A 14,009-nucleotide genomic window follows, 5' to 3' on the forward strand; every position below is an offset into this window, starting at 1 on the left:
ACCCATCGCCGGGAGGTTTTGGAGACCGCCGTTAGGCCCTACAATGATTGAAGACAGCAATACATAAGAATTAGGCACACAGAAACATACCATACAAAAGTGGAAGGGGAAAAGAGAAATGACATGGTTAACAAAGTGGTCGTTCGGCAATAAGGGGGCAGTGGGCCTTCTGGTGGTCATGGCGCTGGTGGTGGGGATACTCAGCTATACTTCGCTGCCGATGGAGTTTATGCCGGAGGCCGATAATCCTCAGGTAACAGTTACGGTGCTTGGCCCGGGCCAGGATGCGCATTCCATGGAGGCGAATGTAACGAAGCCGATTGAGGCGGCAACCTCAGTGGTGAAGGGCAAAACCGAGCAAATGTCTACTTCCGGTGATGGTTATGCGAAGGTGGATATTTATTTTGACGGCAAAACCAATATGAAGGATGCAGCCCAGGAGGTTGAAAAGGCTGTCCGCGCACTGCACTTCCCGGAAGGGGTCATGGACCCGTTCATTGTACAGCTGAACACCTCAATGATTCCGATCTCCGAGCTTACGATATCCTTCGACGAAGGGATAACCAAGGACAATCTGAAGCTTGCGGAAGATAAGATCATCCCCGAGCTGCAAAAAATTGATGGGGTAGCGAATGTAGCTCTATACGGCAAAACGGCTCCGCAGGTTAATGTGAAGCTGGATCCGCAGGCAATGGCCGCAAAGGGCGTGGCTACAGCCCAGGTGCTAGGACTACTTCAGGGACGGAGCGTATCGGCTTCGATCGGAGAGCAGACCCTTGGCGGACAGACAGGCAACGTGAATGTGGTGTCTTCCATAGACAGTATCGATACACTGAAAAAGCTGCCCGTTGTGCCCGGTGTAACAATGCAGGATATAGCTGCGGTTCAAGCAGTGACTGACCAGGAAAGTGTCAGCCGATCGAACGGGAAGGATGTATTGTTCGCCATCATTACCAAGGAAGCCAACGCCAATGCAGTGGACGTGGGTGATAAGGTGCGCGAGGTTGCGAAAGACCTGACCCAATCAAACAAAAATGCTGACGTTTCCGTTATTTTCAGCACCGCGGATATGGTTGTCACCTCCGTCAACAGCATGATGCGTGAAGTGCTGCTCGGTGCATTATTTGCGACGATTGTCATTCTGATCTTCCTGCGCAATGTGCGCGCTACCTTGATCACGGCGGTATCCATTCCGTTGTCGCTGGCGGTTACCTTATACTTGCTGGATGTTTCCGGCATTACTTTGAATATTGTGACACTGGGTGGTGTGGCTGTCGCAGTCGGGCGGCTGGTGGATGACAGTATAGTCGTTATTGAGAATATTCACCGCAGGATGCAGAAAGAGCCGTTCTCCATGGACATGATTATCAGCGCTACCCGCGAGGTCGCAAGGGCAATCACTACATCGACTATAGCTACAGTTGCCGTGTTCCTGCCTATGGGTCTGTTGAACGGAACCCTGCAAGCCTTCCTGCTTCCGTTTGCTCTAACGGTAACCTACTCCCTGCTTACTTCACTGGTTGTGGCGCTGACCGTAGTCCCTCTTTTAAGCTCTTGGCTGCTGCGCAGTTCTTCCCTGAAGGAGCATAAGCCGTCCAAAGGCTTCGGCCGTTTTCTGGAATGGAATTTGCGTCATAAGTGGATTACTCTGACACTCGGTCTGGTGCTGCTGGTGGGTTCTGTTGCTGCTTATGTTACCATGCCCAAGGGAGCGCTGGATGCATCCGATGCCAGCAATGTAACCATACAGTTAGTCTATCCGAATGACGTTCCAGTGAAGGAAGTGCTGGAGAAGGGCAAACAGCTGGAAGCTGAACTGATGAAGCAGCCGCAAGCAGAGACTGTGATCATGATGACCGGCAACAGCGCAGATTCGGCGCAATGGGGTGAAGTGACTTCACTGACCCAGGTCGATTACACCGTCATGATGAAGAAGGATGCTGATGCACAGGTGTTCCTGGACCATATCCGCGGCCTGCAGGATTCCTATGCGGGAGCAACCCTGACTGCAAATGAGTCCAGCATGATGGGCGGCGGCTCGACCAGTGAGTATGTGGATATCGTTGGGGAGGATCTGGAATCCATTAATTCCGTTGCGAAGTCTGTAGCTGCCAAAGTGAAAACAGTAGACGGTGTACAAAAGGTCACCAGCAACATGGAGGATACCAAGCCGGTGTTCGCGTTCAAGGTGAACCCGACTGCTGCCAATGCTCAGGAAATTTCCATGCAGCTGGCGGCGATGCTGAATCCGGTACCGATGGGGCAAATGGAACTGGATGGTTCTTCAGCCGGAGTGGTATTGGAGCCTGTACTGCAGCCAAAATCGCAGCAGGATCTGCAAGATATTACGATCATGACTGCCGGAGGGCCACAGCCGCTCTCGAAGTTAGCTACCCTTGAGGTCACTGATCAGCCAGCCATGCTCTACCATAAAGACGGCAAACCTTATGTGCGCATTACAGCTGAGGTAGATCCGAAGAAAGTATCTGCCATCGGAGCAGATATCAAAAAACAAACAGACAGTATTACACTCCCCGAAGGCGTAACGCTGTTCGCAGGCGGTGCTTCGGCGGATCAAGCCGGAGACTTCAATGACCTTGGCATGACAGCCCTGATCTCGATTGGTCTGGTGTATCTGATCATGGTCTTGACATTCAAGACCCTGCGCGCACCACTGGCTATTATGTTCTCCCTGCCGCTTGCGGCCATCGGTGCAGTAATCGCGTTGATCATATCCGGTGTGACTCCTGACTTCACCGCCTTGTTCGGCGCTTTGATGCTGATAGGTATCGTCGTCACGAATGCGATTGTACTGATCGACCGGATTAAGCAGAATGAAGAGCATATGACTGTGCGCGATGCCATCATTGAAGCAGCCGGAACACGGATGCGTCCGATTCTAATGACAGCTATCGCAACGGTATGTGCCATGCTTCCACTGCTGTTCGGTCATACCGAACAGGGCAGCATCGTCTCACAGAGTCTGGCTATCGTGGTGATCGGCGGCTTGATTGCGGCCACTCTGCTGACACTGGTGGTGGTACCGGCCATCTACGAGCTGCTGTACTTCCGCAAATCAGCCAAGGAACGGAAGAAGCAAAAGGCTGCTGCGGCAGCATAAGAAAGACTGGCAGGTTTAGCAAGTACGGTCTGACGAAAAAAGAAGTGATTAAAAAGAGCAGTGCGGAATTTCCGCACTGCTCTTTGGCATATTTTCGCAAGGGCGATTAGGGTTGAGACGAGCAGAGAAGCAGGCAGGGCAACCGGAGTTACGGCCCCTTCGTTGAGCTCCCCCCTAGTTACCCGTGCTCTCATACTTCGAAAGACCGTATCGGAAGATGCCGTAAGCCGCTGCCGCACTGCCCACTGCCACAACGGGAGCGAGCATCCACCAGCCGGTCCACCCGCTTTTGCCGAAAATGTAAGTTGCCGGATAGAAGCTGATGAAGGCATACGGCAACACGGTGGAAATAAACACCCTTACCGCCTGCGGAAACAGCGTGACCGGGTACTTTGCCAGATCGGCCAAATTATGCACCATCAGGGGAAAGGCGTTCCCGGCATTGCGAATCCAGAAGGCCGCTGAATTTCCAGCCAGATTAATCGATATGCGGATAATAACCGCCGTAATGAGCAGTAGAATAACGATTACCACTTTGGCCAAGCTCCACTGGATATGGCTGTGAACCAGCGATTGCCAGATAATCACTCCGCCGATGAGCAGATTGCCCAGGCCGTTGATGCCGATCCCGGTGCAGAAAACCTGAAGCACAACTGGCACCGGACGAAGAAGATAACGGTCCAGTTCGCCTTGATTGACCAATCTTCCCAGCCGCCAGGTTCCTTCAAAGAACAAAGAGCCGATGCCTTCCGTCAGGAAGATCATCGCATACATGAAGGTCACCTCCCAGAACTGCCAGCCGTTAATATCGGGAATCCGGTCATAGATCACCCAGAGGAACACAAACCCCAGCACCTGTGTCAGAGCGGCGGAACACATTAAGATGTAGAAGTCCTTATTGTATTCCAGGATCGCTTTTAGCTGCTGCATATAGAGCCTTTTATATAGATAGAACATCCGCGACAACGTCATTAACTTTCCTCCTCCCGCCTAACCTCCATGAATAGTGACCTGGCGGACCGCCCAGTTCCACATGAACTTCCCGGCGATCCAGAGCGCCGCTCCCCAGAAGCATTGAATGCCGATCAGCTTCAGACTCTCCAAGGTCCCCGCCTGCTCCAGAAAAATCATGGTTGGCGTGTGGATGATACTCTGAAACGGCAGCAGCAATGCTGTCCTTTCCAGCCAACCGGGGAAGAAGACCAAAGGCACCAGAGCTCCGGACAGCAGATTGGTAAGGGCAATCCGGGTCCAGACAATACCCATGGAGCCGGTGGACCAGAAGCACAGCAGTGCTGCCAGATACACCACGCCGAATTTCACCGCAATGGCCCCCAGCAGACTGAGCGCGAACAGCACATAGACGAGCGCAGAATGGGGAAGGGCCAGACCGGAAATGAAGAAAGAAAAGATCACCAGGATAATCGTGCTTATGCCGCCTTCCAGCAGGCTGGTGCCCAGCGTTTCAGAGAAACGGGCCGTCTGAAAATCAATAGGCTTCAGCAAGTCTACGGCAACGCTGCCATCAAGGATTTTTCCGGAAATCGCGGTTTCGGAATACCAGGACAGCACAGAGTTGGCCAGGAAAGTGACTAGCAGATAGGTTTTCATCTGGTCCCACGTATATCCGCCCACGACCCCGCGGCCCCCATAAATACCTGACCACAAAAAATAAACCGCCAGCAGATTGATCGCATTGGACAAAAAAGTGACGACGTAGGAGAACCGGTAGGATAGAACATTTTGCAAGGAACGGTTGGCGATACTGCGGTATTTCTTGAGCTTGACTACTGGCATGGCTGCCGTCACACCTCCTCATTTCCCATCTTGATTAAGGTCCAGGTTCCCGTCGTACACCGCTTTGATCACCTGCTCAATATTGGCATCCTCCATGCGAAAGTCAATCACTTCGCCGTACTTCATCACCCGGCTGACCACTTCACTGGCTGTATATTCATTGCGGTCGAAGGAGACGGAGAATTCATGTTCATTTTGCAGGTCTAGCTTCATTCCGGGAGTATGAGACAGCAGCGTGTACAGCTCCGGCATTGGCGCGCCCACTTGGAAGAAGATCACCCGGTTTCTGGCAAAACGGGCCTTGACCTCGCTTAGACTCCCGTCATAGATAATAGAGCCGTGGTCGATGATAATCAGCCGTTTGCACAGATCCTCTATGTCGCCGAGGTCGTGGGTGGTGAGCATGACGGTGGTATGCTGCTCCTGGTTGATCTTTTTGATGAACTCGCGGATTTTTTGCTTCACGGAGACGTCCAGGCCAATCGTGGGTTCATCCAGATAAAGAATCGGCGGATTATGTAATAAGGCGGCGGCCAGGTCCGCACGCATGCGTTGACCCAGGGAGAGCTTGCGCGCGGACAGATGGATGAATTCATCCATGCCCAGCAGCTCCGTGAACTGATCCAGATTGGCCTTATAGACAGGCTCCGGGACCTGATAGATATCCTTCAGCAGCGAAAAAGATTCCACAATCGGAATATCCCACCACAGCTGCGTGCGTTGTCCGAACACGGCTCCGATCTGCGCGGCGTTCTCCATTCTTTTCTTATACGGATTGATACCGTTTACAGAAATGCTTCCTGCAGAGGGCATGAGGATGCCGGTCAGCATTTTGATCGTGGTGGATTTGCCTGCACCGTTCGGACCCACATAGGCTACAGTCTCACCGGCTTCAATGCTCAGGTCCAGCGGCTGCACCGCAATCTTCTCGATATGCTTCGGGATGAAGAGATGCTTGACGGCTCCCGCCAGGCCGGGCTCTTTCACCGCTTGCATGAACGATTTGGACAGCCCGCGGGCTTCAATAATACTCAAGAATAGACCCCCTTTACTCCTAATTTCCAAAGACGTATAAACAAATATAGCACCGGATTAATGTCGAAAACTATCGATTTAAGTCGGATACATAAATAAACATACAAGAATATGACGAATGATGAGAAAACAGCTATGCGCAGGCTGGATTACAACCTGGGTTATACCCATGGAAGAAAGGGTATTTTTCAACGGTTTTTCGTAAGAATAGCCCCTGTAAATTGTCTCTTAATTACTCTATGATAGATTTACTGCTATATTAGTAGAACATCAGATATTACATTCCAGTTAAACGTATCTCTTTCCCGAACTTCAGAAAGTTTATAGTATAGATAGGAAATATTGCCATAACAAATATAGATGTAATATTATTAGTGAATATATTCACAATTCTTCCGAATCCATTAACCATAACAACCAGGAGGTGTTTGTGTTGACTACCTTGAATTCCAGAATAAAAATGTGGTGTTCGCCGGATGATCTTCCAGCAGCTCAAGCTGCGTCTTTTCTCCCCGGTCATTCATCCAATACATATAGTGCGTTGCACCCGCCGGTGGTCTCTTGCGTGAAAGAGAACAAAGCGGTATACAGTGAAGCCATGGTATCTTCCATGCGGGCGGAGATGGTGGCGATCAGCCAGTTCATTCCCATTCCTTATGTCGTGTTTCTGGCAGATGAAGAGGGTTGGATTCTCGATCTGATCTGCTCCTCGCGGAGTCTTCAGGAGAACATGGACCATGCGGGGCTGGGTGCAGGCATCAATCTTTCCAAACGGTATTCGGGCCTGAATGCTGTCTCACTGGCGATGGAGATGAACCTTATTGGGGTAGTACGGGGAATGGAGCATACAGATGCTTCTTTTCAGAGCTGGAATTGTGTATGTGCACCCTTAAGTCTGGACGGTGGTACCCTTGGCTATGTGGATATTTCATTTGATTCGAAGCAGCCGATAGATTTTGCAATTCCGTTTGTTCAGCAATTGGCAGATAATGTGGCGTATAAAAGGATGGTTAACAATGCTAGTTTGCAAAAGTTCCGACTCGACATGGTGCTTAGCAAGTATAAGCTGACGGCGAGAGAGAAGGAGGTAGCTGCACTGTGGTTAACGGACAAAAGTGCACTGCATATCTCGAGCGCGCTGGGGATCAGTGAGGGCTCTGTGCGGAATGTAGTGAAGAGTATTTATATCAAAATGAATGTAAATGACCGCTCCCACTTTGCCAAAAAACTTATCTGAACAGCAAAGCGGCTAACCCGCGAAGCCAGGAATGACTTCGGGATTAGCCGCTTTGCGTTATGGTAAACTGCAATTCATTAAGAAAAATGGTGTAACTGTTTCTGTATATGGTTTACGTAGTACTTTACCCGCAAGAACAGTTCAGTACCGGCTTCCGCGCGGCTTGCGTCTCGTCCAGACGGCTGATCTCCGTAGTATGCGGAGCATTGATCACGATCTCCGGCGTTTCCTGGGCTTCCTTGACGATCTGGATCATGGTATCGATGAACCCGTCAAGCGTTTCCTTGCTCTCGGTTTCGGTGGGCTCGATCATCATGCATTCCTCTACCGTCAGTGGGAAGTATACGGTTGGCGGATGGTAGCCGAAGTCGAGCAGCCGCTTGGCCACGTCCAGTGTGCGTACACCGTACTGCTTAAGATTTCTGCCGGACATGACGAATTCATGCTTGCAGATGCCCGGATAAGGGATTTCAAAATACGGTGCGAGCCGGTGCATCATATAGTTGGCGTTCAGCACAGCGTTCTCGGAGACCTCGCGCAGGCCGTCCGGTCCGTAGGTACGGATATAGGCGTAGGCTCGGACCAGGATACCAAAGTTGCCATAAAAGGCTTTGACGCGTCCGATCGATTCCGGACCACCGTAGTTCAGCGAGTAGCTACTGTCTTGCGTTTGAACTACTGTCGGCTGTGGCAGGAACGGGATCAGCTTCGCTTTTACACCGACCGGTCCGGCTCCCGGACCGCCGCCGCCGTGCGGGGTGCTCATTGTTTTGTGCAGATTCAGGTGCACCACATCGAAGCCCATATCGCCGGGGCGGGTAATGCCCATAATCGCATTAGAGTTGGCTCCGTCGTAATAGAGCAGGCCGCCTGCTTCGTGTACGATCTGGGCGATTTCGACGATTTGCGTCTCGAACAATCCGAGCGTGCTAGGATTGGTAAGCATCAGGGCAGCGGTGTCACTGCCGACAGCCGCTTTCAGGGCTTCCAGGTCAACCATCCCTTTGTCGTTGGAGGGGATGGTTACCGTCACCAGACCAGCCGCAGAGGCGCTGGCCGGATTGGTGCCGTGCGAGGAGTCGGGCACGATGACCTTGGAGCGGGTCTCGCCGCGGCTCTCATGGTAGGCGCGGATCATCATCAGGCCGGTCCATTCCCCGTGGGCACCGGCGGCTGGCTGCAGAGATACGGCATCCATGCCGGTCAGTGCAGCCAGATCCTTTTGCAGAGTATACATCAGTTCAAGTGCGCCTTGAATACTCTCTTCGGGCTGGTAAGGGTGAATCTTGGCCAGGCCCAGGAAGCGGGCGACATCTTCATTAATCTTCGGGTTGTATTTCATTGTGCAGGAGCCGAGTGGATAGAAGCCGTTGTCTACACCGAAGTTGCGGCGGGACAGTGCGGTATAGTGGCGGATCACATCCACCTCTGATACTTCCGGCAAGACTACCGGCTCGCTTCTAAGGAGTCCGGCGGGAATCAGGGCATCGATGCTCTCTTCCTGCGGAACATCGCACACGGGCAGGGAATAAGCCGAGCGGCCGGGACGGCTAAGCTCGAAGATCAGACTTTGTTCCGGTTTCATATACAGCCCTCCAATGCGCTTGCGAATTGGTCAATTTCTGTTTTGCTTCTTTTCTCGGTGACGGCAACCAGCATATGACCGGCCAATTCAGGATAATCCCGGCCCAGATCATAACCTCCGAGATAGCCTTCCTTCAGCAGCTTGGAGTTAATCTCGCTGACGCTGCTTCCCTCAGGGAGCTTCAGGACAAATTCATTGAAGAAGGGTGCGCTGAATGCAGGAGCAGCACCAGTCCGTTCACCGAGCTTGCCAGCTGCGTAATGGCTCTTGCGGATGTTCAGTTCTCCAACCTCACGCATGCCCTCTTTGCCCATAACGGATAGGTAGACAGAGGCACATAACGCGAGCAGTGCTTGGTTGGAACAGATGTTGGACGTCGCTTTTTCGCGGCGGATATGCTGCTCGCGGGCCTGCAGGGTCAGTACGAAACCGCGTTTGCCGTTACGGTCAACGGTCTGGCCGACAATCCGGCCCGGCATGCGGCGCATAAGAGGCTCGGCTACGGCGAAGAAGCCGCAGGTAGGCCCGCCGAGTGAAGCCGGAATGCCTAGCGGCTGGGCATCACCGACTACAATGTCGGCGCCAAGCTTACCCGGCGTTTCGAGAATACCGAGGGCCAGCGGATTGGCACTGACGACGAGCAGGCCTTTCACTACATGGATCAGCGGCTCAATGGCGCTGAGATCTTCAATGGCGCCGAAGAAGTTCGGCGACTGTACCAGTACGGCAGCTGTGTCGCCGTCAATCGCAGCAGCAAGCTTGGCCTGATCCGTTACTCCGTCCTTGTAGTCAATCTCTACAACATCCAGGCCCCATGCACCCGCAGAGGTACGCAGCACCTGGCGTGCCTCAGGGTGAACAGTGCGGGAGACAATCAGCTTTTTGCGTTTTGTCGCACCGGCCGCAAGCACAGCAGCTTCCGAGAAGGCGGTCGCGCCGTCGTACATGCTGGCATTTGCTACTTTCATGCCGGTCAGCTCACAGATATAGGACTGGAACTCGAAGATCGCCTGCAGCTCGCCTTGGCTGATCTCCGGCTGGTAAGGGGTGTAGGCGGTATAAAACTCCGAGCGGGAAATCACATGGTTAATAACAACGGGGATATGGTGGTCATACAGCCCTGCACCGAGGAAGCTGGCATGGGTGTCGAAGCTGGCATTGCGGTCGGACAGCTCTTTCATATGGCGGAGCAGGGCGTATTCATCAAGCGCTTCAGACATCGGCATCGTTCCCTGATAACGGACAGCTTGAGGGATGTCGGCGAACAGTTCCTCCACGGACTGAATCCCGATAGCCTCCATCATCTCCTTGCGGTCTTGCTCGGTCATCGGCAGATAACGGTGCTTCATTGCGGCTTCACTCCTTGGCTCTTTTTATAGAATGGCGCTTTGACCACGGCCGCCTTAAGCTGCTTGCCGCGAATCTCCACGTAAACCTCTGTTCCAATCTCTGTATAGGCAGCGTCCAGCAGGGCCAGACCCAAATTGCGTTTCAGCGTTGGGGACTGTGTGCCTGTAGTGACCTCCCCGATCTTCACACCTTCCGCATAGACCGGATAATGTGAGCGTGGAATGCCCCGGTCAATCATCTCTAGTCCCACGAGGCGGCGGGGGAGCCCAGCTTCCTTCTGCTTCACCAGTGCGTCCTTGCCGATGAAGCCGGCTTTATCCAGCTTCACGAAGAACTGTACGCCAGCTTCGAGCGGTGTAATGTCCGCCGACAGCTCCTGGCCGTACAGCGGCAGCTTGGCTTCGAACCGAAGCGTATCGCGTGCCCCGAGTCCGGCGGGAGTCAGTCCGTGTGGTGCACCGGCCGCAAGCAGGCCGTTCCAGAGCGCAGCTGCTGTGTCCAGCGGCGCGTATAGTTCAAATCCGTCCTCACCGGTATATCCGGTCCGGGAGAGCAGAACCTCTACGCCGCAGACCACAGCACGCTCGATGAAATGGAACGGGGCAAGCTCCGCAATGGGAGAAGAGGTGACTTCGGCCAGAATCGTCTCCGCCAATGGGCCTTGCAGTGCGAGGAGCAGCGTCTCGTCAGATACATTCTTCAGCGTTACACCGCTGAATTCATCGGTTAGATGCTCCTGCAGCCAATGGAAGTCTTTGTCGATATTGGAGGCATTGACGACCAGCATGTAATGTTCTTCGCCGAGGCGGTAGACCAGCAGATCATCAACCACACCACCGCTTGTATAGAGCATCAGGGTGTACTGCGCGCCGCCATCCTGAAGACGGCTGACATCATTGGTGGTCATCTGCTGCAGAAAGGCTTCCGAGCCGCTGCCGCTGACCATGAATTCCCCCATGTGCGATACATCGAACAGTCCGGCCTTCTGGCGGACCGCCTCATGCTCCTTCACGATTCCCGTGAACTGCACCGGCAGCTCCCAGCCGCCAAAATCAATACATCTGGACTCCGCATAAGCGGCGTAAAGGTCGTAAAAAGGTGTTCTTTTCAAAGCATCCATCGGCTCACTCCCTTGTCTTTATTACATGCGAAAAAGGACAGGCAAAAGACGAATATGCACAACCCGCATATAAGTCTTCCGCTCTGTCCCTTGTACCTGAGAGTTACCCTGCTATAAGCCGCGCAGGTTTCCCCGTTGGTGATCCGAATCCCGCCAGGCAGGTTCGAATAGCTCTCCAGAGATGCGTCCGGCAAAGGTCCTTTTGCCTGAGAGATTCACCCTTCCGGGCTTACTCCTTCGGCGCTGTCTTCTCGCAGACAGTCTCTCCCTATGCCTTCATTCGCAAACCGTATTGTTTTCTACTGACTCCATTAAACCGGGTATACAACTCCGCTGTCAACATAAAAACGTCAAAAAGATGACAAATTTTATTTTCCTGTCAGCTATATTGACATTGCGCAGCGCAATCACTTAGTCTATAACTAATTTTACAACTCCAAATTTGGAAAAGAGGCGGCTTAAGAATGAGTGAAGTGCTAGACGACCTGTTGTATAGCGAAGAACATGAATGGGCGCAGCAGGGTGAAGGGCGCATAGTACGTGTCGGAATTACGGATCATGCCCAGCATCTGCTCGGCGATATCGTATTTGTGGAGTTTCCTGAAGTGGGGGCAGCCATCTCGGCTGGTGACAGCGTGGGCAGCATCGAATCCGTCAAGACGGTATCCGAGCTCTATTCTCCGGTATCAGGGACCGTGACCAAGATCAACGACGCACTGGAAGCCAGTCCGGAGCTGATTAACGATCAGCCTTACAGCGGCGGATGGATTTTTGAGCTGGAAATCACCGGTGAGTTCGCCGAAGCAGCGTCGGGACTGCTGGATGCGGCAGCGTATGGCAAGTTGATTGAAGAATAGGATATCCTTCGAACTCTAGTTTCGGCGTATAAAATAAAGACAGACTCTCACATCACATTTTGTGCCACTAATGTGTGAGGTCTGTCTTTTTGTGGTCTAATTGTGCGCTACTCCCCTTCCTGAAGCTGCCGCAGTACCGTAATCTCTACGCGCCGGTTTTTCTGCCGTCCTTCTGCAGTAGAATTGCTCACAGCAGGGCGGGTATCAGCATATCCGGCATATTGAAACGTATTCGGATTCAACCCCTCTTTATCCAAAAAGAAGCGCAGCACCGAGAGAGCACGGGCGCCGGACAGTTCCCAGTTGTCGTTATAACGGGAGCCGGCAGACACTGGTGTATTATCGGTATGGCCCTCGATGCTGATGGTTGCTCCAATTCCGCGGAATAGTCCAGACAGCTGCCGCAGCGCGGGGAGCGCGGGTGCTTTGAGCTCGGCCTGTCCGACGTCGAACAGGTAACGGTCACTGAGCGTAATCGCAATGCCTTGCGGTTTATCCGCCACAAAGATCTGGTCTCCCAGATTGTTGTCGTTGACATATTTGGTGATGACGCCCATTAGCGCAGCCAATTTGGCTTCCTGTTCACGGAAGGACTGCTCACGAGCCGAAGGCTCTGTGCTGTCAGGGGATGGGCTGGCCGCATTGTCCTGATTGAGACCGGCTCCATCCTTGCCATTCTCCTCCCCATTCTGACCTTTCCCCGTCCCTTCCGATTGCAGTCCCTTTTGACCATCCAGCACGCCGCTTCCACCATCCAATACCGGATTTCCGCTTCTGAAAGTGTCCGTTAAAGAGCTGGTGACGATGTTGAATTTATGTGTATCCAGACTGCTCATGGCATACAGAACCACGAAGAAAATAAGTAGCAGTGTAATCAGATCGGCATAGGTAATCATCCACCGGTCGCCGTTTTCTCTTCCTCCTGTGCGTGGCTGCCTACGGTTTCTCTGTCTCATGAGGGACCTCTGGTAGTCTCGATACGACGTTCCCTGGTGGAACGGTTCAAGAAGGAACTTAGCTTTTTACGGACAAGCTGGGGATGATCCCCGTTCTGAAGGGCAAGAATGCCTACCATAAGCATTTCCATAGTGCCCAGTTCACTTTGGCTGCGGGATTTGATTTTGGAGGCAATGGGTAAAAATATTAGATTAGCGCTGGCCACACCATATAGAGTTGCTGTAAAAGCAACTGCGATGGAAGCTCCCAGGTTGGAGGGATCGGTTAGACTGCTGAGTACGCGGATCAGACCCATAACCGTGCCGATGATGCCCATAGTGGGAGCATAGCCTCCTGCGGCTTCGAAGATTTTGGCATAGCCCTCGTATTTGAGCTCTTTAGCGTCCATCTCGAGCTCCAGAATCTGCCGGACCTGCTCGGGGTCTGTTCCATCAACAATGAGCATAAGTCCTTCACTGGTAAAAGGGTCGGGATGCTCTTCGGCTTTTTTCTCCAGGGCCAGCACACCGCCGCGTCTTAAGACTGCAGCCATAGCAATCAGCTCTTCTGCCTGTTCTTCTGAAGTATCCTTATGTCTGCCAAAAGCTACCCGTACCGCCGCTGGCACGGAACGCAACCTGGACGCTGTGAAGCTGATTAGCACGGCGGCAAGCGTGCCTCCGAATACGATAAGTGCAGCATTCAGCTGAAGCAGGCCGGACAGGCTTCCGCCTTCCCAGAAAAAACCGCCTATCATTGCGGCCAGACCAGCCAGCAGTCCGATAATTGAAGTAATATCCATGTGTTCAAGCTCCTTAAAGTTCTATATATTATGGTTTGCATGAATCTGGGCAACACTGTATAATAAACGGGAACAAGTATTCTTATCTTCCATATATTTCAGTAGGTATGGAGTGAGAATCATCAGGGCCACAATAATAATATATTCATATATTATAGACGATAGAGGG

11 protein-coding genes and 1 riboswitch are annotated in these 14,009 nt (G+C 52.6%); of the genes, 3 read left to right on the top strand and 8 right to left on the bottom strand.

What is annotated here, in order from left to right; genetic code table 11:
• The first annotated feature begins 118 nt into the window (after window positions 1-118).
• Complete coding sequence (locus ACAN54_RS16715; RefSeq protein WP_379157368.1) at window positions 119-3,121, top strand: efflux RND transporter permease subunit; 3,003 nt, start codon at window positions 119-121, stop codon at window positions 3,119-3,121.
• Between the two features lie 174 nt (window positions 3,122-3,295).
• Here ACAN54_RS16715 and ACAN54_RS16720 read toward each other — a convergent pair whose 3' ends face one another.
• The 3 genes from ACAN54_RS16720 to ACAN54_RS16730 are packed head-to-tail and all read right to left on the bottom strand — an operon-like array spanning window position 3,296 to window position 5,953.
• A complete protein-coding gene (locus ACAN54_RS16720) occupies window positions 3,296-4,093 on the bottom strand; it encodes an ABC transporter permease (RefSeq protein ID WP_379157371.1) in 798 nt (265 codons plus the stop codon).
• Between the two features lie 18 nt (window positions 4,094-4,111).
• Window positions 4,112-4,918, bottom strand: coding sequence for an ABC transporter permease (locus ACAN54_RS16725; RefSeq protein WP_379157374.1), 807 nt, complete (start codon window positions 4,916-4,918; stop codon window positions 4,112-4,114).
• An 18-nt stretch (window positions 4,919-4,936) separates the two neighbouring features.
• Window positions 4,937-5,953: an ABC transporter ATP-binding protein gene (locus ACAN54_RS16730; RefSeq protein WP_379157377.1), complete on the bottom strand. Its 1,017-nt coding sequence runs from the start codon at window positions 5,951-5,953 to the stop codon at window positions 4,937-4,939.
• A 565-nt stretch (window positions 5,954-6,518) separates the two neighbouring features.
• Here ACAN54_RS16730 and ACAN54_RS16735 point away from each other — a divergent pair.
• The gene (locus tag ACAN54_RS16735) at window positions 6,519-7,190 is read left to right on the top strand and encodes a LuxR C-terminal-related transcriptional regulator (RefSeq protein ID WP_379157380.1); all 672 of its coding nucleotides are present in this window, start codon (window positions 6,519-6,521) and stop codon (window positions 7,188-7,190) included.
• Between the two features lie 124 nt (window positions 7,191-7,314).
• On the opposite strand, the gene gcvPB is transcribed toward ACAN54_RS16735, so the two are convergent.
• Genes gcvPB through gcvT form a run of 3 tightly spaced genes read right to left on the bottom strand, consistent with a single transcriptional unit; the run spans window position 7,315 to window position 11,245 of the window.
• Window positions 7,315-8,775, bottom strand: a complete 1,461-nt coding sequence (gcvPB, locus tag ACAN54_RS16740; RefSeq protein ID WP_379157384.1) for an aminomethyl-transferring glycine dehydrogenase subunit GcvPB — start codon at window positions 8,773-8,775, stop codon at window positions 7,315-7,317.
• Window positions 8,772-10,124, bottom strand: a complete 1,353-nt coding sequence (gene gcvPA, locus ACAN54_RS16745) for an aminomethyl-transferring glycine dehydrogenase subunit GcvPA (protein ID WP_379157386.1) — start codon at window positions 10,122-10,124, stop codon at window positions 8,772-8,774. Before gcvPA ends, gcvPB begins: the two co-directional genes overlap by 4 nt.
• Window positions 10,121-11,245 (bottom strand): glycine cleavage system aminomethyltransferase GcvT, encoded by a 1,125-nt coding sequence (gene gcvT / locus ACAN54_RS16750; RefSeq protein WP_379157389.1) that lies wholly within the window; start codon window positions 11,243-11,245, stop codon window positions 10,121-10,123. The genes gcvPA and gcvT overlap by 4 nt, the downstream gene beginning before the upstream one ends.
• A 184-nt stretch (window positions 11,246-11,429) precedes the next feature.
• Window positions 11,430-11,525: riboswitch (glycine riboswitch) on the bottom strand.
• 184 nt (window positions 11,526-11,709) lie between these two features.
• Between gcvT and gcvH the strand changes: the two genes are divergently transcribed.
• Window positions 11,710-12,102, top strand: a complete 393-nt coding sequence (gene gcvH, locus ACAN54_RS16755; protein WP_379157393.1) for a glycine cleavage system protein GcvH — start codon at window positions 11,710-11,712, stop codon at window positions 12,100-12,102.
• 107 nt (window positions 12,103-12,209) lie between these two features.
• Here the strand turns inward: gcvH and ACAN54_RS16760 are convergent, their stop codons facing one another.
• A complete protein-coding gene (locus ACAN54_RS16760) occupies window positions 12,210-13,058 on the bottom strand; it encodes a flagellar motor protein MotB (RefSeq protein WP_379157396.1) in 849 nt (282 codons plus the stop codon).
• Window positions 13,055-13,840: a flagellar motor protein gene (locus ACAN54_RS16765; protein WP_379157399.1), complete on the bottom strand. Its 786-nt coding sequence runs from the start codon at window positions 13,838-13,840 to the stop codon at window positions 13,055-13,057. Before ACAN54_RS16765 ends, ACAN54_RS16760 begins: the two co-directional genes overlap by 4 nt.
• Window positions 13,841-14,009: the final 169 nt, after the last annotated feature.

The organism is Paenibacillus diazotrophicus, assembly GCF_042610465.1.

Bases quoted from the DNA above. Each gene is read 5' to 3' on its own strand.
- ACAN54_RS16715 (WP_379157368.1), top strand. From the start codon at position 119: ATGACATGGTTAACAAAGTGGTCGTTCGGCAATAAGGGGGCAGTGGGC.
- ACAN54_RS16720 (WP_379157371.1), bottom strand. From the start codon at position 4,093: ATGACGTTGTCGCGGATGTTCTATCTATATAAAAGGCTCTATATGCAG.
- ACAN54_RS16725 (WP_379157374.1), bottom strand. From the start codon at position 4,918: ATGCCAGTAGTCAAGCTCAAGAAATACCGCAGTATCGCCAACCGTTCC.
- gcvPB (WP_379157384.1), bottom strand. From the start codon at position 8,775: ATGAAACCGGAACAAAGTCTGATCTTCGAGCTTAGCCGTCCCGGCCGC.
- gcvPA (WP_379157386.1), bottom strand. From the start codon at position 10,124: ATGAAGCACCGTTATCTGCCGATGACCGAGCAAGACCGCAAGGAGATG.
- gcvT (WP_379157389.1), bottom strand. From the start codon at position 11,245: ATGGATGCTTTGAAAAGAACACCTTTTTACGACCTTTACGCCGCTTAT.
- gcvH (WP_379157393.1), top strand. From the start codon at position 11,710: ATGAGTGAAGTGCTAGACGACCTGTTGTATAGCGAAGAACATGAATGG.
- ACAN54_RS16760 (WP_379157396.1), bottom strand. From the start codon at position 13,058: ATGAGACAGAGAAACCGTAGGCAGCCACGCACAGGAGGAAGAGAAAAC.
- ACAN54_RS16765 (WP_379157399.1), bottom strand. From the start codon at position 13,840: ATGGATATTACTTCAATTATCGGACTGCTGGCTGGTCTGGCCGCAATG.